The organism is Enterobacter sp. FW301-JW81, from assembly GCF_058788735.1.
Genome location: NZ_JBYTBA010000002.1, coordinates 228,003 through 245,322 on the forward strand (window position 1 = coordinate 228,003; position 17,320 = coordinate 245,322).

Sequence of the window (17,320 nt, forward strand, 5' to 3'; positions counted from 1 at the left end):
ACTTTGCGTTAAGCGCATTGCCGCCTGACTGCTCAAAGAGTCACCATTCAGGTCGATTTTTTTGTCGATTTATCATCATTTTCCCGTGCCTTTTGTTCCGCTTTGCGTTTGTTAGACATGTCGTTACGGATTTGAGCATGGCTTAACAGCGCGAAGATAAACGTTCCGCCGCAGATGTTTCCTGCAAGCGTCGGCAGGGCAAAGGGCCAGAAAAAATCGCTCCAGTGAAGCGTACCGTTAAAGACCAGATAGAGGATCTCCACGGTTCCGACCACAATATGAGTGGTGTCGGCGAGCGCAATCAGCCAGGTCATTAATATGATCACCACTATTTTGGCGCTGCCGGCTGAAGGAAACATCCAGACCATGGTGGCGATAATCCAGCCGGAGATGATGGCATTTGAGAACATTTCTAGCGGCGTGTTTTTCATCACGTCCATGCCAATTTTCACAAACGCGTCCCGGGTGGGTTCATCAAAAATCGGCATGTATTCAAACGCCCAGGCCGCGATGCCCGTGCCGATGATATTACCCAGCAGGACCACGCTCCATAGACGCATCAGTAAACCGAAATTGCCGAGGGTAGGGTTTTGCATCACCGGCAAAACGGCCGTCACCGTGTTTTCGGTAAACAGCTGCTGGCGAGCCATGATGACAATCACAAAGCCGAAGGTGTAGCCGAGGTTCTCCAGTAAAAAACCACCGGGCACCCCTTCCAGCTGAACATGAAATATCCCTTTTGCGAGCAGAGATGCGCCCATTGACAGACCTGCCGCGATAGCCGACCAGAAGAGGGCCATGGCATCGCGCTCCATCTCTTTTTCGCCATCCTGGCGTATATGCTCGTGGATGGCCATCGCGCGGGAAGGGAGGCGGTCTTCATCAATTTCTATCTTCTCGCCGCGCGCTTTCTCCTCGCTTTCAATCTCAAGCTCCTCATTGCTCTCGCCAATTTTTTCTTCGCTCACTTCTTTCATATCTGCTCCCGGAGGTTGATCTTTCTGTTAAGCGTAGCGGCTTTTATCGGGATGCCTGTGGGGATGGTCTTAAATTGGCGGCAATGACAACAAAGGTGATACATCTCTTTCAAAGACATTATAAAATTGCGAGCGAAACGAATTCCAAAAGCCAGGCTATGCTGAGATCAGAGTCACGGTGGTTACTGCCCGTAATTGTGCTCATAGACATCGGTAAACGTGCTGTTACAATCACTTGCACGTTTACAGACGGAGCGTCACGGCTCCGTTACGGATGGCAATCAACGATAGCCATACTGAACAGGGAGATATTTATGAAACTTCGGCTGTCGGCGCTTGCGCTGGGCGCGACGATGCTTGTGGGCTGCGCCAGCTCCGGGGAGCAAACGGGACGCTCCGATCCTCTCGAAGGATTTAACCGCTCAATGTATAGCTTCAACTACAACGTGCTGGACCCGTATGTGGTTCGCCCGGTGGCTGTAGCATGGCGTGATTATGTTCCCCAACCTGCGCGTAACGGATTAAGTAACTTTACCAGCAACCTCGAAGAGCCTGCGGTCATGGTGAACTACTTCCTGCAGGGTGACCCGTATCAGGGGATGGTGCACTTTACCCGCTTCTTCCTGAACTCCATCTTGGGGATGGGTGGCTTTATCGATGTCGCCGGCATGGCTAACCCGAAACTGCAGCGTGAACAGCCGCACCGTTTCGGCAGCACGCTGGGCCATTATGGCGTCGGATATGGCCCTTACGTGCAGTTACCGTTCTACGGCAGCTTTACTATCCGTGATGATGGCGGCGATATGGTGGATACGCTGTATCCGGTCCTGTCGTGGCTGACCTGGCCGCTGTCGATTGGTAAATGGACGGTAGAAGGGATTGAAACCCGCGCGCAATTGCTCGACTCTGATGGCCTGCTGCGTCAGTCTTCAGATCCGTACATTATGGTGCGTGAAGCGTACTTCCAGAATCATGACTTTATCGCCAACGGCGGTAAGCTGAAGCCGGAAGACAACCCGAACGCGAAGGCTATCGAAAACGAACTAAAAGATATTGATTCGGAGTAAATAAAAAAGGTGAGCAATGCTCACCTTTTTTGATTTCAGCGCAATTAGAACGCGTAGTTGAAGTTCATACCATACAGCCAGGCTTTACCTTCGGAAGAGAACTCATACGGACCTTCCTTGAAGTTAACTTTTTGACCGTGCATGTAAGAGATACCGGCATCAACCGAGGCATCTTTGTTGAAGGCATAGGTCGCACCTGCGCTCAGCCAGAAGCGGTCCTGATCCGGAATAGAGATGGAACGCTTGTCGGCAGGTACCGGGCTGTCATCGAAGGCAATACCGGTACGGAACGTCCAGTTGTCATCCATGTAGTAGGTGGTCCCCAGCGCGATGCGGTAAGCGTCGCGGAAGCTTTCATCTTTATAGAAGAGCGTGTCGCCCTTGCTGTTGGTCGCTTTCAGCTCCTGGAACTGACTCCAGCTGGTGTAGGTCAGGCTATAGTGAATTGCCCACTGCGGTGCCACTTTGTTATAACCAGACAGTTCCCACATTTCCGGCAGGTGCAGGCTCAGAGAACCGCCGGTGGTACTGCCGTTGGTGCCCATCGGCAGGCCGAAGTTGCCGAGGATCTGGTTATAGGCAGAAGGCAGGCTGCTCTTATAGTCGCCATCAAAGTCGATTTTTACTTCGGAACGGTAGGTAAAGCCGTAACGGTTGTTCTTATCGAGTTCGTACAGGATACCGGCGTTCCAGCCAAAGCCCCACTCGTCACCCTTCAGATAGGCAATCTGGGTGTCTGCCGGAATGCCCGCCACTTGCTGCGCCAGTGGTGGTGGCAGCGCGCCCGATCCCGCCACGATTTTGCCCAGGTCGCCCGCGTAGCGTTCGATTTTCGCTTTGGCATACACGGCGTCAAAGCCAACGCCAAAGCTCCAGTGATTGTCCAGACGGTAAGCACCGCTCAGGTTCAGGTTTAGGGTTTCCAGGTCGGTTTTACCGCCAAACGCCCCAGCGGCATAGTTATCACCAAACTCGGTCGCTAAACCGTAGTTAGAGGTGACGGAGGCACCCCAGCCAAACTGGTCGTTGATAGGTGCGACGAAGTGCAGGTTTGGCACCCATGCCGTTGGCGCGATGTTATCTGCATTCAGGCTGGCGCCCGTCGGAGAACGACCTGAAATATCAACGCCTGGATCGACAAAAATAGCACCAGCAGAGAAGGTCGGACGATCGAACATCATGATCAGCGCAGGGTTACGACTCGCGTTACCCGCGTCATCCGCGATCGCACCTTCCCCGGAATACGCACGGCCAAGGCCAGAGGAAGAAAATTCGTTTAACTGAAAGCCCGCTGACCAGGCGGAAGTAGAGACGATTGCCACTGCGACTGCCAGCGCAGTTTTGTTGAACAGGGTTTTCTGGCTCATGACCATAACCTCATTGAGTTATTTTTATTCAATAATTGTTACATACCGTAACAGGAGCGCGAAGTGTAGGGTCTGAGGTATGACATACAAATCAGACCAGTGGCGTGAGTATAGGTCTGACCAGCTAGAATGTTGCAAGTTTGTTTATTAATATTTTCAAACATGTTTCTTGAAACGAGATCTGGTTGGCAAAATTGTGACCATCGCGACTCACCCAAAAGGGTGGTTTTTGTTTTAGATCATTTTTTAGTGTGATATTGGTCACTTATCCGCTTTTACGCCATTAACGGCTGGAGAGAGCCAGCGCCGGGGCGTAAAATATCAGCATCGTGTTTATCTCGCGCGCTGCGCGAATACAGAGGAAATTGAGCTATGAGTAAATGCAGTGCTGATGAAACCCCGGTTTGCTGCTGTATGGATGTTGGGACCATCATGGACAACACCGATTGCACCGCCTCTTACAGCCGCGTATTCACCAACCGTGCCGAAGCGGAAGAGACCCTGGCTGCGCTGAGCAAGCGCGCGCGCGATGTTGAATCCGATCCGTGCGAAATCAAGTCTACCTTCACCGAAGTGGACGGTGGCGTGAAGCTGGACATCGATTTTGTCTTTGCCTGCGAAGCCGAAACGCTGATTTTCCAGTTAGGCCTGCGTTAATCCTTTTTGCCCGGCGGCGCTTCGCTTGCACGGGCCTACGATTTTGTAGGCCGGGTAAGGCAACGCCGCCACCCGGCAACATACCGCACAAATGCCTCTGCCATGCACGGGCATTTTTCTTTTTCTTCTCTGTGTTTTAGCTCGCACTTTTTCGTTTCCCCGATTGGCTGAATGTAAAAAAATGGTTAAGACTATTATCAGGTCAGACCACTTTATGTTTGAGTTAATTTTTACAGGGGAGTGTTATGAGTCAGGCATTACCGCTTATTACCCGTCAGGGCGATCGCATTGCCATCGTCAGCGGATTGCGCACGCCATTTGCGCGTCAGGCAACGGCGTTTCACGGCATACCGGCTGTCGACCTGGGGAAAATGATAGTGGGAGAGATGCTGGCTCGCAGCGAAATTCCGCCTGAAGTCATCGAACAGCTGGTTTTCGGCCAGGTTGTGCAGATGCCGGAAGCGCCTAATATTGCGCGGGAAATTGTTCTCGGTACCGGGATGAACGTTCATACCGATGCCTACAGCGTCAGCCGCGCCTGTGCGACCAGTTTCCAGGCCGTTGCTAACGTTGCTGAAAGCCTGATGGCGGGCACTATTCGTGCCGGGATTGCAGGTGGGGCGGATTCCTCTTCGGTGCTGCCGATTGGCGTCAGTAAAAAGCTGGCGCGCATCCTGGTGGATGCCAACAAAGCCCGCACGACGGGGCAGAAACTCAAACTCTTATCGCGTTTACGCCTGCGCGACCTGATGCCTGTGCCACCTGCCGTCGCGGAATACTCTACCGGCCTGCGCATGGGAGATACCGCTGAGCAGATGGCAAAAACGTACGGCATCACCCGCGAACAGCAGGATGCCCTGGCGCATCGTTCACATCAGCTTGCGGCAAAAGCCTGGTCGGAAGGCAAGCTGACCGACGAGGTCATGACCGCCTATATTCCCCCTTACCGCGAACCGCTCTCGGAAGATAACAACATTCGCGGCAACTCGACGCTGGCGGATTACGCAAAACTGCGCCCAGCGTTTGACCGCAAGCACGGTACGGTAACGGCGGCTAACAGTACGCCACTGACGGATGGGGCCGCCGCCGTGATCCTGATGACCGAATCCCGCGCGAAAGAGCTGGGCATCACCCCTCTGGGCTATTTACGCAGCTATGCCTTCACCGCCATTGATGTCTGGCAGGACATGCTGTTAGGGCCTGCCTGGTCCACGCCGCTGGCGCTGGATCGCGCGGGGCTGACGCTGGCTGATTTAACCCTGATTGATATGCATGAAGCGTTCGCCGCGCAAACCCTGGCCAACGTACAGCTGCTGGCAAGTGAGCGTTTTGCACGCGACGTGCTTGGCCGCGCGCATGCCACGGGCGAAGTGGATCAGAGTAAATTCAACGTGCTGGGGGGCTCCATCGCCTACGGTCATCCGTTTGCGGCGACGGGGGCGAGAATGATCACGCAAACATTACACGAGCTACGCCGTCGTGGCGGCGGTTTTGGTCTCGTCACCGCCTGCGCGGCGGGTGGGCTGGGTGCAGCAATGGTTCTGGAGGCTGAATAATGGACATGACATCTGCATTTAACCTAACGGTTCGCCTCGATAACGTCGCCGTGATAACCATTGATGTCCCTGATGAAAAGATGAATACCCTGAAGGCCGAGTTTGGTGTTCAGGTGCGCGCGATGCTAAAGCAGATCCGCGAAAACAAGGCTATTCGCGGCCTGGTGTTTATCTCTGCCAAGCCGGACAACTTTATTGCCGGGGCCGATATCAACATGATCGCCCGGGCGCAAAGCGCGCTGGAGGCGGAAGAGCTGGCGCGTCAGGGCCAGCAGGTGATGGCGGAGATTAATGGTCTGCCGATCCCGGTCATCGCAGCCATCCACGGTGCCTGTCTGGGCGGTGGGCTGGAGCTGGCGCTGGCCTGTCATAGCCGCATCTGTACTGACGATGCGAAAACCGTTTTAGGCCTGCCTGAAGTGCAGCTCGGCCTGCTGCCTGGCTCCGGCGGAACGCAACGTCTGCCGCGCCTGGTGGGCGTCAGCACGGCGCTGGAGATGATCTTAACCGGTAAACAGCTGCGTGCCCGCCAGGCGCTAAAGGCCGGTCTGGTCGATGACGTCGTACCGCATTCCATTTTGCTGGAGGCTGCCGTTGAGCTTGCGCTGAAGGGACGTCAGGCAAAACGTCCTTTGCCGGTCCGCGAGCGCATGCTGGCCGGGCCACTGGGGCGAACGCTGCTGTTCAACATGGTGGGCAAAAAGACCGAACAAAAAACCAAAGGCAACTACCCGGCGGCAAAGCGGATCCTGGAGGTTATTGAAACCGGGCTGTCTCAGGGAAGCAGCAGCGGCTATGCCGCTGAGGCCAAAGCCTTTGGCGAACTGGCGATGACGCCGCAGTCACAGGCGCTGCGCAGCATCTTCTTCGCCAGTACAGACGTGAAAAAAGATCCCGGTAGCGAGGCGCAGCCTGCTCCGCTGCGTGCCATTGGCGTGCTGGGTGGTGGGCTTATGGGCGGGGGCATCTCATTTGTTACCGCCAGCAAAGGTAAATTGCCTGTACGTATCAAAGACATTAATCCTAAGGGGATCAACCACGCGCTGCAGTACAGCTGGCAGAACCTTGATCAAAAGGTAAAACGCCGCCATATCAGAGCTAGCGAGCGGGATAAGACCCTGGCGCTAATCTCCGGCACGACGGACTACAGCGGCTTTGCCCACCGCGATCTGGTGATTGAGGCCGTGTTTGAAGACCTGGCGCTTAAGCAGCAGATGGTCGCTGACGTTGAGCAACATTGCGCCCCGCATACCATTTTTGCCTCAAACACGTCGTCATTACCGATTGGCGATATCGCGGCGAAAGCCGCGCGTCCGGAGCAGGTGATAGGCCTGCACTTCTTTAGCCCGGTCGAAAAAATGCCGCTGGTGGAGGTGATCCCACATGCCACGACCAGCCCGCAAACCATCGCCACCGTAGTGAAGCTGGCTAAAATGCAGGGCAAGACGCCGATCGTGGTGGCGGACAAAGCTGGCTTTTACGTCAACCGCATTCTGGCCCCCTACATAAATGAAGCCATGCGGCTGCTGACGGAAGGCGAGAAAATTGAGCACGTCGACGAGGCGCTGGTAAAGTTTGGTTTCCCCGTTGGCCCAATCCAACTTTTGGATGAGGTGGGAATAGACACCGGCACTAAAATTATACCAGTGCTGGAAGCTGCCTATGGCGATCGTTTTAGCCCACCTGCAAACATTGTTTCTGCAATTTTGAAGGACGATCGCAAAGGGAGAAAAAATGAACGTGGTTTCTATCTTTACGGCGCGAAAGGGCGTAAAAGCAGAAAACAGGTCGACCCTTCGGTTTATGGGCTTATTTCGACCACCGGTCAGGGAAAACTGTCCGCCGTTCAGTGTGCTGAACGCTGCGTGATGATGATGCTCAATGAAGCGGCGCGCTGCTTTGGTGAGCAGGTGATCAAGAGCGCGCGCGATGGTGACATCGGCGCGGTATTTGGTATTGGTTTCCCGCCGTTCCTTGGCGGCCCGTTCCGTTACATGGATACGCTCGGCGCGGATGAAGTAGTTGCGATCCTGCAACGTCTGGCTTCGCAATATGGTCCACGGTTTACACCGTGTGACGAATTATTGCAGATGGCGGAACGGGGCCAGACATTTTGGTCCGCAAGGGAAACTGTCCTCGTAAGCTGAGGTCAAAGAAGGGTAAATCCTGAAGTGAATGAACCTGTTCTGGCGATTTTGTAAACAGAGATTGACTATACTTACGCCATTGAGGTAAAAAACAGCGTTTCATTCACCGAATGGATCAGGCACAATGCCCGGCCATCGGGTTTTCTACCTCTCAGCATTTATCGCGGGTAGTTAACGCCGGTGATTCTGGTTAACAAAAGCGGTGCAATATGCAAGTTTTTATCATGCGTCACGGCGACGCGGCACTCGATGCCGCCAGTGACTCAGTACGTCCTTTGACCGTCTGTGGCTGCGACGAATCTCGTCTGATGGCGACCTGGCTTAACGGTCAAAAAGTGGACATCGAACGCGTTCTGGTGAGTCCGTTCCTGCGTGCAGAACAGACGCTGGATGTGGTGGGGGAGTGTATGAACCTGCCGGCCAGTGTGGATGTTCTCCCTGAACTCACCCCCTGTGGCGATGTAGGCCTTGTCAGCGCTTATCTTCAGGCGCTGTGCAATGAAGGTGTCGCTTCCGCGCTGGTCATTTCCCACCTGCCACTGGTTGGCTATCTGGTATCTGAGCTGTGCCCGGGCGAAACACCGCCTATGTTCACGACATCCGCCATTGCTAATGTCTCTCTGGACGAAACGGGCAAAGGTGTCTTCAACTGGCAGATGAGCCCGTGCAACCTGAAGATGGCAAAAGCCATCTGACGTGACGTGCGTTAGGGCGGGGGAGCACAATTTGCCCCCGCCGTCCTGTCAGGGTAATTCTGGCGGCTGCCACTCTTCCACTTCTATCAACACCAGTAATGCGGCATCTCCGCCGTACTCTTTGGGTGCCTGATGGAAAGCCATCACGTGTGGATGCTGAGCCAGCCACAGCGGTGTCTGTTGCTTCAGAATGTGTTTACCGTGGCCATGCATCACGCAGGCGCAAAAAACATGCTCGCGGCGACAGGCCGCGATCAGTGCTCCCAGCTCCTGTTTGGCCTGCATCTGCGTTAACCCGTGCAGATCGAGAAACAGCTCAGGCGAATAATCCCCGCGGCGTAATTTTTTCAGCTCAAAATGGCTGACGTCTTCGCGTACATACTTCACAGCCCCTTGCGTATTGAGCAGCGGCTGAAATTCATCTGAAAAATAGTGGCTGTTATCCGCCTGCTCCTGCAGCAGCCGTTTGACCGGTACTTCGCTGATTTTTTTACGCTGCGGGCGGTGGACGATGGTGTCCTGAGCGATTTTACGCGTCCCGGTCATCAGCTGTCGGAAGAGCGCCTGATCCTCCTCAGTGAGCGATGTTTTCTTTTTCATTCGTCATTCTCATCTCGTATTTCCGATAGTGTACCCGACTAAACGCATTTTTTAACCTCAAGCGCGACGCGTCATTGCTGATTTATCGCCGTCTTCATGGCAAACTAGCCGCCGAAAATTATGCGAGCATGCCCTGGAGGAAAGAGTGGATAAAATATTTGTCGATGAAGCAGTAAACGAGCTGCATACCATACAGGACATGTTGCGCTGGTCGGTTAGCCGCTTCAGCGCCGCCAATATCTGGTACGGTCACGGTACCGATAACCCGTGGGATGAGGCCGTACAGCTGGTGCTGCCATCCCTCTACCTGCCGCTGGATATTCCGGAAGATATGCGCACCGCGCGCCTGACCTCCAGCGAAAAGCACCGTATCGTTGAGCGCGTAATCCGCCGCGTGAACGAGCGCATCCCGGTCGCCTACCTGACCAACAAAGCCTGGTTCTGCGGCCACGAGTTCTATGTTGATGAACGCGTGCTGGTGCCGCGCTCGCCGATTGGTGAGCTGATTAACAATCATTTTGAAGGCCTGATCGGCCATCAGCCGCAGCACATTCTGGATATGTGTACCGGCAGCGGCTGCATTGCCATTGCCTGCGCTTACGCCTTCCCGGAAGCGGAAGTGGACGCCGTAGATATCTCCACCGACGCGCTGGCCGTGACCGAGCACAACATTGAAGAGCACGGTCTGATCCATCACGTTACGCCAATCCGTTCTGACCTGTTCCGCGACCTGCCGACGCTGCAGTACGATCTGATCGTCACCAACCCGCCGTACGTTGATGCGGAAGACATGTCCGATCTGCCGAACGAATATCGTCACGAGCCGGAGCTGGGCCTGGCGTCAGGCTCTGACGGCCTGAAGCTGACCCGCCGCATCCTGGCCTGCGCGCCGGATTATCTGACCGACGACGGCGTTCTGATTTGTGAAGTGGGCAACAGCATGGTACATCTGATAGAGCAGTACCCGGATGTGCCGTTCACCTGGCTTGAGTTCGACAACGGCGGTGACGGCGTCTTTATGCTGACCAAAGCGCAGCTGCTCGACGCGCGCGAACACTTCAGCATCTATAAAGATTAATCCAGCGGGCTTCGGCCCGTTTCACAACGCTCAAACACAAACAACTACATCGGAGCCGTGATGGCAGGAAACAGTATTGGACAGGTATTCCGGGTGACCACGTTTGGTGAGTCGCACGGGCTGGCACTGGGCTGTATCGTTGATGGCGTACCGCCGGGCATTGAACTGACCGAAGCAGATTTACAGCACGACCTTGACCGTCGTCGTCCGGGTACCTCTCGCTACACCACGCAGCGTCGCGAGCCGGACCAGGTCAAAATTCTCTCCGGCGTTTTCGAGGGCCGCACCACAGGCACCAGCATTGGTTTGCTTATCGAAAACACCGATCAGCGCTCTCAGGACTACGGCGCCATCAAAGACGTCTTCCGTCCGGGCCACGCAGATTATACCTACGAACAAAAGTACGGCTTCCGCGACTATCGCGGCGGCGGACGTTCATCGGCGCGTGAAACCGCGATGCGCGTGGCGGCAGGGGCGATTGCCAAAAAATACCTGCAGCAGAAATTTGGCATCGTTATCCGCGGCTGTCTGACCCAGATGGGCGACATTCCGCTGGCGATCAAAGACTGGGAGCAGGTTGAACAAAACCCGTTCTTCTGCGCCGATGCGGACAAGCTTGAAGCGCTGGATGAGCTGATGCGCGGCCTGAAAAAAGAGGGCGACTCCATTGGCGCGAAAGTGACCGTGGTGGCCGACGGCGTCCCGGCTGGCTGGGGCGAGCCGGTATTTGACCGTCTCGACGCCGACATCGCCCACGCGCTGATGAGCATCAACGCGGTGAAGGGCGTAGAGATTGGCGACGGTTTTGACGTGGTATCCCTGCGCGGCAGCCAGAACCGCGACGAAATCACGAAAGCGGGTTTCCAGAGTAACCACGCGGGCGGCATTCTGGGCGGTATCAGCAGCGGGCAGCAGATTGTAGCCAACATCGCGCTGAAGCCAACCTCCAGCATTACCGTGCCGGGCCACACGATTAACCGCGATGGCGAAGAAGTTGAGATGATCACCAAAGGACGTCACGATCCGTGCGTGGGGATCCGCGCGGTGCCGATCGCAGAAGCGATGCTGGCGATCGTGCTGATGGATCACTTCCTGCGCCAGCGCGCGCAGAATGCGGATGTGACGACCACCATTCCACGCTGGTAAACATGAAAAAAACCGCAATTGCTCTGCTGGCGCTGCTCGCCAGTGGAGCCAGTCTGGCCGCGACGCCATGGCAAAAAATCACCCACCCGGTGGCGGGGAGCGCGCAGTCCATTGGCGCCTTTTCCAACGGCTGTATCGTCGGCGCTCAGGAGCTGCCTCTGCAGTCTGATACCTACCAGGTGATGCGTACCGATCAGCGACGCTATTTCGGCCACCCGGATCTGGTGCTGTTCATCCAGCGTCTGGGAAACCAGGTGCATAACCTGGGGCTGGGCACGATGCTGATTGGCGATATGGGGATGCCTGCCGGCGGACGCTTCAACGGCGGTCACGCCAGCCACCAGACCGGACTGGACGTGGATATCTTCCTGCAGCTGCCGAAAGCGCGCTGGACCTCAGCCCAACTGCTGAAGCCGCAGGCGCTGGATCTGGTGGCGAGCGACGGTAAGCGCGTTGTGCCATCACTCTGGACGCGGGATGTATCCAGCATGATCAAGCTCGCGGCAGAAGATAACGACGTCACGCGGATTTTCGTCAACCCGGCCATCAAGCAGCAGCTCTGCCTGGATGCCGGAACCGATCGCGACTGGCTGCGCAAAGTGCGCCCGTGGTTCCAGCATCGTGCACATATGCACGTTCGTCTGCGTTGCCCGGCGAACAGCCTGGAGTGTGAAGATCAGCCGTTACCTCCGCCAGGCGATGGCTGCGGTGCGGAACTGCAAAGCTGGTTTGAACCGGCAAAACCTGGAACCTCTAAGCCTGAGAAGAAGACACCGCCTCCGCTGCCGCCTTCCTGCCAGGCGCTACTGGATGAGCATGTACTTTAATGGATAATTTCGTCGATCTGTTTATGGTGTCACCGCTGCTGCTGGTGGTGCTGTTCTTTGTGGCTATGCTGGCCGGTTTTATCGATGCGCTCGCGGGCGGCGGCGGATTATTAACCGTACCCGCGCTGCTGGCGGCGGGCATGAGCCCGGCTCAGGCGCTTGCCACCAACAAGCTGCAGGCCTGCGGCGGCTCGCTCTCCGCATCGCTCTATTTTATCCGCCGCAAGGTGGTGAGCCTGGCCGATCAGAAGCTCAATATCCTGATGACCTTTATCGGCTCAACGTCGGGCGCGCTGCTGGTTCAGCACGTGCAGTCCGATATCTTGCGCCAGATCCTGCCGATCCTTGTCATCTGCATTGGCCTTTACTTCTTGCTGATGCCAAAACTCGGTGAAGAGGATCGCCAGCGTCGTCTGCACGGTTTGCCGTTTGCTCTGATTGCCGGTGGCTGCGTCGGTTTTTACGACGGTTTCTTCGGCCCGGGCGCAGGCTCGTTTTACGCGCTGGCGTTTGTGACGCTGGCCGGGTTTAACCTCGCCAAATCCACCGCCCATGCCAAAGTGCTCAACGCGACATCAAACGTCGGCGGCCTGCTGCTGTTTATCATTGGCGGCAAGGTCATCTGGGCAACCGGCTTTGTGATGATGGCAGGGCAGTTTCTCGGGGCGCGCGCAGGCTCGCGTCTGGTATTAAGTAAAGGACAAAAGCTGATTCGGCCGATGATCGTTATCGTCTCGGCGGTAATGAGCGCCAAACTGCTTTATGACAGCCATGGACAGGAGATCCTCACCTGGTTGGGGATGAACTAATGAACAGTACGCACAAATACGAACAGCTGATTGAGATTTTTGACGGCTGTTTTGCTGATGATTTTAATACCCGTCTGATTAAAGGCGACGACGAACCGATCTATCTTCCTGCTGATGCAGAGGTTCCGTATAACCGCATCGTCTTTGCGCACGGTTTTTACGCCAGCGGTCTTCACGAGATTTCTCACTGGTGCATCGCGGGTAAAGCGCGTCGCGAGCTGGTGGACTTCGGTTACTGGTACTGCCCGGACGGACGTGACGCCGCCACGCAGGGACAGTTTGAAGATGTGGAAGTGAAACCGCAGGCGCTGGAGTGGCTGTTCTGCGTCGCGGCGGGCTTCCCGTTCAACGTGAGCTGCGACAACCTTGAAGGCGACTTCGAGCCGGACCGTATCGTTTTCCAGCGCCGCGTTCACGCGCAGGTGATGGAATATCTTGAGAAAGGCATCCCGGAACGTCCGGCGCGCCTGATCGAGGCTTTACAGAATTATTACCACACGCCGAAGATGACGGCGGAATGCTTCCCATGGCCGGAAGATCTTTAACAGAGGAAAGAAGATGATCGCAGAATTTGAATCACGCATTCTGGCGTTAATTGATGACATGGTGGAACACGCCAGTGATGATGAGCTGTTCGCCAGCGGTTATCTGCGTGGTCACCTGACGCTTGCCGTAGCCGAGCTGGAAGCAGGGGACGATCACTCTGCCGAGGCCGTTCACGATGAAGTGACCCGCAGCCTTGAAAAAGCCATTCTGGCCGGGGAACTCTCTCCGCGCGACCAGTCACTGGTGCTGGGCATGTGGGACACTTTGTTCCAGCAGGCGAAACGCTAAGCTGCCGCCTTCTCTTCCCTCTCCCCTTTGGGGAGAGGGCCAGGGTGAGGGGATTTGACCGCACCCTACTTAACCTTCTTCCCCTTCAGCAGCTTCCGCACCCATAATCGATTCGGATTCAGTCCCGCAAGCGTAACCCTGTCCAGCGGAATCGGCTCGTCGCTCATTTGCGCGGCTAATACTTCAGCCAGCAGCGGCGCAGAGCACAGCCCGCGTGAACCCAGCCCGCCCAGCATAAACAGCTCCGGATACGCCGGTGCGGCCGCCGCCGTCTCCTTGTGTTCAGCCAGATCCTGATAGGCCTCAAGCGTAGCTTCGTAGTCCGGCACGTTTCCCGCCATCGGCAGGTGATCGCGGGTGGCACAGCGCACGCCGCAGCGCGCTTCCCCCTCGCTGACGTCCACCTCTTTCGCCCACGCCGCATCCGGGAAACAGTCAATCAGGCGCTGACGGTTTTGCGTCTGATCCGCCTCGCTATAGCGCATTTCCGTTTCGCCACGATGATAGCTGGCCCCGATACAGTGATGGCCGTTAGACGGATTTTGCGGCGTCAGGTAGCCGTCATAGCACAGCACCTGGCGCAGTTGGCCGAGCGCAGGTGCGGTCGGGATATGGCTCACCTGGCCGCCGACTGGATAAACCGGCAACGCTTCTGTCTGGATAAACTCGCTGATATGGTGCCCGTTGGCCAGAACAACGCTGGCATGGTGCGCCTCTTTGCCATTGGCAAATCGCAGACTCCAGCGTTCCGTCCGGCGCAGTGATTCCACCCTGTGGGCATAATGCGTCGTCAGCCCGCGCGACTGCGCGAGGGCAATGACCGCCGCGGTCAGCTCGGCCGGGCACAGCCAGCCGCCGAGAGGATACTGAATGCCTCCACAGCCGGTTTCCACGCCAGCGGTGTCTGCCACCACTTGCGTACTTACCGCGCGGGCAATCTCGTCAGGCAGACCCAGTGAAAGCATCTGCGTGATTTTTTGCTGGCTCTTTTCATCCCAGCCGAGCTGCGTGACGCCGCACCAGTCATGGTCGAACGCTACCGGCAGGGCGTCATACAGGCGACGGGCGAAGGTAAACGCCGCCGGGAAAAACTGGAACAGCGCCGGGTCGTGCGCGCTTAAAAGCGGATAGAGCGCCCCCTGGCGGTTGCCGGACGCGCCGCTTGCTGGCGCGTCGTCAGCGCAGTAGAGCGTGACCTGCCAGCCACGGTGGAGAAGCGCGAGGGACAGCAGGGCGCTGGCGATCCCCCCGCCGACTATCGCCACCTCACGCGATGCGCTGGCACCGCGTGCAAACCAAGGGGCGTTGGCGGGGATGTCCAGCGTGCGCTCCATCCTGCCGACCAGCATGTCGCGCTTGCGGCCAAAGCCTTTGGTTTTCTGCATGGTAAAGCCCGCCTCCTGCAGCCCGCGGCGGACAAAGCCTGCCGAGGTAAAGGTGGCGAGCGTTGCGCCCGGGCGAGCCAGTCGCGCCATCGCGCTAAACAGGTGCTGGCTCCACATGTCCGGGTTTTTGGCGGGCGCAAAGCCGTCCAGGAACCATGCGTCCACCTTCTGATTCATCGAGTCGTCGAGCGTATCGGTCAGGTCGTTAATATCGCCCAGCCAGAGGTCCAGCGTGACGCGTCCGCCGTCCAGAATCAGGCGATGACAGCCGCCGATGTGGGGCGGCCACTGCGCCTGGAGCTGCTCTGCCCACGCTGCTAGCTCTGGCCAGCGCTGATGGGCAAGCCGCAGGTCATGCGCGGTGAGCGGGAATTTTTCGAAACTGATGAAATGTAATCTTTGTAGCGTAGCCTCAGGGTGTGCAGCGTGAAACCGATCGAACGCCTGCCAGAGGGTTAAAAAGTTCAGCCCGGTACCAAATCCGCTCTCCGCGACCACAAACAGGCTGCGCGGGTGCGCCGGGAAGCGGGCGCTGAGCTGGTTTCCGTCGAGGAAAACATAGCGGGTTTCTTCAAGTCCGTTATCATTAGAAAAATAGACGTCATCAAAATCTCGGGAAACAGGTGTACCCTCAGCGTTGAATTCGAGGTTGGCGGGTTGTATAGCTTTTTGTTTCACGTAAGTTACTCGTCTGACAGGCAGTGGCACGATCTTAACGATGTGAGTCCATCGGTGCAAATTTCCGCAGAAAATGTCTGATCGGACTTGTTCGGCGTACAAGTGTACGCTATTGTGCGACTCGAAACTTACTATAGTGCGACTTACAGAGGTATTGAATGAAACGTGCAGTGATTACTGGCCTGGGCATTGTTTCCAGCATCGGTAATAACCAGCAGGAAGTCCTGGCATCTCTGCGTGAAGGACGCTCCGGGATCACTTTCTCTGAAGAGTTTAAAGATTCAGGTATGCGTAGCCACGTATGGGGTAACGTCAAACTGGACACCACCGGTTTGATTGACCGCAAAGTGGTTCGTTTCATGAACGATGCCTCTATTTATGCTTATCTCTCCATGCAGGAAGCGATCAAAGATTCCGGCCTGAGCGAAGAGGTTTATCAGAACAACCCGCGCGTGGGTCTGATCGCCGGTTCCGGCGGCTCATCAAAAGCGCAGGTATTCGGCGCTGACGCAATGCGTAGCCCGCGTGGTCTGAAAGCGGTAGGTCCGTACGTGGTCACCAAAGCCATGGGTTCTGCGGTTTCCGCATGCCTGGCGACCCCATTCAAAATCCACGGTGTGAACTACTCCATCAGCTCCGCGTGTGCAACTTCCGCACACTGCATCGGTAATGCTGTTGAGCAGATCCAGCTGGGTAAACAGGACATCGTATTTGCTGGCGGCGGCGAAGAGCTGGGCTGGGAAATGGCCTGTGAATTCGACGCAATGGGCGCACTGTCCACCAAATACAACGAGACGCCAGATAAAGCGTCCCGTACCTATGACGCGCACCGTGACGGTTTCGTTATCGCGGGCGGCGGCGGCATGGTTGTGGTTGAAGAGCTGGAGCACGCGCTGGCACGCGGCGCGCACATCTACGCTGAAATCGTGGGCTACGGTGCCACGTCTGACGGCGCCGACATGGTGGCTCCATCCGGTGAAGGCGCGGTGCGCTGCATGAAGATGGCGATGCACGGCGTTGATACCCCAATCGACTACCTGAACTCTCACGGCACCTCTACGCCAGTAGGCGATGTGAAAGAGCTGGGTGCGATCCGTGAAGTGTTTGGCGACAATAGCCCGGCGATCTCCGCGACCAAAGCCATGACCGGTCACTCTCTGGGTGCGGCTGGCGTGCAGGAAGCGATCTACTCTCTGCTGATGCTGGAAAACGGCTTTATCGCGCCAAGCATCAACATCGATGAGATGGATGAGCAGGCTGCTGGCCTGAACATCGTCACCAAACCAATGGACGCGACGCTGACCACCGTCATGTCCAACAGCTTCGGTTTCGGCGGCACCAACGCCACGCTGGTGATGCGCAAGCTGAAAGCATAAGTTTTATGTTTGATTCAGAAAGGGAGCCATAAGGCTCCCTTTTTTATGCATTGACAACCGGCTGATCTCACAGGCAAACTTCACCCCTCAACATTATCCTCACGATAATGCGTAAGCGTTT

Annotated in this window: 16 protein-coding genes; 12 read left to right on the forward strand and 4 right to left on the reverse strand. The window is 56.3% G+C overall.

All coding sequences use genetic code 11. The features are described 5' to 3' along the window. Nucleotides 1–47 precede the first annotated feature (47 nt). Entirely contained in the window at nucleotides 48–977 is a 930-nt protein-coding gene (locus AC3WOK_RS08050) for a formate/nitrite transporter family protein (RefSeq protein WP_047346659.1), read from the reverse strand. A 314-nt stretch (nucleotides 978–1,291) separates the two neighbouring features. Between AC3WOK_RS08050 and mlaA the strand changes: the two genes are divergently transcribed. After that, complete coding sequence (gene mlaA / locus AC3WOK_RS08055; protein ID WP_047346658.1) at nucleotides 1,292–2,044, forward strand: phospholipid-binding lipoprotein MlaA; 753 nt, start codon at nucleotides 1,292–1,294, stop codon at nucleotides 2,042–2,044. A gap of 44 nt (nucleotides 2,045–2,088) precedes the next feature. Here mlaA and fadL read toward each other — a convergent pair whose 3' ends face one another. Next, a complete protein-coding gene (fadL, locus tag AC3WOK_RS08060) occupies nucleotides 2,089–3,417 on the reverse strand; it encodes a long-chain fatty acid transporter FadL (protein ID WP_059312871.1) in 1,329 nt (442 codons plus the stop codon). A 366-nt stretch (nucleotides 3,418–3,783) separates the two neighbouring features. Between fadL and AC3WOK_RS08065 the strand changes: the two genes are divergently transcribed. From AC3WOK_RS08065 to sixA, 4 genes are all read left to right on the forward strand, one after another. Next, nucleotides 3,784–4,068, forward strand: coding sequence for a YfcZ/YiiS family protein (locus tag AC3WOK_RS08065; protein ID WP_028013973.1), 285 nt, complete (start codon nucleotides 3,784–3,786; stop codon nucleotides 4,066–4,068). Nucleotides 4,069–4,313: 245 nt separating this feature from the next. Beyond that, nucleotides 4,314–5,624, forward strand: coding sequence for an acetyl-CoA C-acyltransferase FadI (fadI, locus tag AC3WOK_RS08070; RefSeq protein ID WP_492354307.1), 1,311 nt, complete (start codon nucleotides 4,314–4,316; stop codon nucleotides 5,622–5,624). Then, a complete protein-coding gene (gene fadJ, locus AC3WOK_RS08075) occupies nucleotides 5,624–7,771 on the forward strand; it encodes a fatty acid oxidation complex subunit alpha FadJ (protein ID WP_492354308.1) in 2,148 nt (715 codons plus the stop codon). Before fadI ends, fadJ begins: the two co-directional genes overlap by 1 nt. 209 nt (nucleotides 7,772–7,980) lie before the next feature. Beyond that, the gene (sixA, locus tag AC3WOK_RS08080; RefSeq protein WP_047346653.1) at nucleotides 7,981–8,466 is read left to right on the forward strand and encodes a phosphohistidine phosphatase SixA; all 486 of its coding nucleotides are present in this window, start codon (nucleotides 7,981–7,983) and stop codon (nucleotides 8,464–8,466) included. 48 nt (nucleotides 8,467–8,514) lie between these two features. Here sixA and smrB read toward each other — a convergent pair whose 3' ends face one another. After that, nucleotides 8,515–9,066: an endonuclease SmrB gene (gene smrB / locus AC3WOK_RS08085; protein ID WP_059312868.1), complete on the reverse strand. Its 552-nt coding sequence runs from the start codon at nucleotides 9,064–9,066 to the stop codon at nucleotides 8,515–8,517. A 145-nt stretch (nucleotides 9,067–9,211) separates the two neighbouring features. On the opposite strand from smrB, the gene prmB reads away from it, so the two are divergent. Genes prmB through AC3WOK_RS08115 form a run of 6 tightly spaced genes read left to right on the forward strand, consistent with a single transcriptional unit; the run spans nucleotide 9,212 to nucleotide 13,760 of the window. Then, the gene (gene prmB, locus AC3WOK_RS08090) at nucleotides 9,212–10,144 is read left to right on the forward strand and encodes a 50S ribosomal protein L3 N(5)-glutamine methyltransferase (protein WP_008502612.1); all 933 of its coding nucleotides are present in this window, start codon (nucleotides 9,212–9,214) and stop codon (nucleotides 10,142–10,144) included. Nucleotides 10,145–10,204: 60 nt separating this feature from the next. Next, nucleotides 10,205–11,290, forward strand: coding sequence for a chorismate synthase (gene aroC / locus AC3WOK_RS08095; protein WP_059312867.1), 1,086 nt, complete (start codon nucleotides 10,205–10,207; stop codon nucleotides 11,288–11,290). Between the two features lie 2 nt (nucleotides 11,291–11,292). After that, entirely contained in the window at nucleotides 11,293–12,117 is an 825-nt protein-coding gene (gene mepA / locus AC3WOK_RS08100) for a penicillin-insensitive murein endopeptidase (protein WP_023312576.1), read from the forward strand. After that, on the forward strand, nucleotides 12,117–12,926 hold the full coding sequence (locus AC3WOK_RS08105; RefSeq protein WP_047346651.1) for a sulfite exporter TauE/SafE family protein: 810 nt from the start codon (nucleotides 12,117–12,119) through the stop codon (nucleotides 12,924–12,926). The genes mepA and AC3WOK_RS08105 overlap by 1 nt, the downstream gene beginning before the upstream one ends. Next, entirely contained in the window at nucleotides 12,926–13,471 is a 546-nt protein-coding gene (locus AC3WOK_RS08110; RefSeq protein ID WP_059312866.1) for an elongation factor P hydroxylase, read from the forward strand. Before AC3WOK_RS08105 ends, AC3WOK_RS08110 begins: the two co-directional genes overlap by 1 nt. 13 nt (nucleotides 13,472–13,484) lie before the next feature. Next, nucleotides 13,485–13,760, forward strand: coding sequence for a YfcL family protein (locus AC3WOK_RS08115; RefSeq protein WP_059312865.1), 276 nt, complete (start codon nucleotides 13,485–13,487; stop codon nucleotides 13,758–13,760). Nucleotides 13,761–13,825: 65 nt separating this feature from the next. Here AC3WOK_RS08115 and mnmC read toward each other — a convergent pair whose 3' ends face one another. Further along, nucleotides 13,826–15,823, reverse strand: coding sequence for a bifunctional tRNA (5-methylaminomethyl-2-thiouridine)(34)-methyltransferase MnmC2/FAD-dependent 5-carboxymethylaminomethyl-2-thiouridine(34) oxidoreductase MnmC1 (gene mnmC, locus AC3WOK_RS08120; RefSeq protein WP_492354309.1), 1,998 nt, complete (start codon nucleotides 15,821–15,823; stop codon nucleotides 13,826–13,828). A 158-nt stretch (nucleotides 15,824–15,981) separates the two neighbouring features. On the opposite strand from mnmC, the gene fabB reads away from it, so the two are divergent. Beyond that, the gene (gene fabB, locus AC3WOK_RS08125) at nucleotides 15,982–17,199 is read left to right on the forward strand and encodes a beta-ketoacyl-ACP synthase I (protein ID WP_023312571.1); all 1,218 of its coding nucleotides are present in this window, start codon (nucleotides 15,982–15,984) and stop codon (nucleotides 17,197–17,199) included. Nucleotides 17,200–17,320 lie beyond the last annotated feature (121 nt).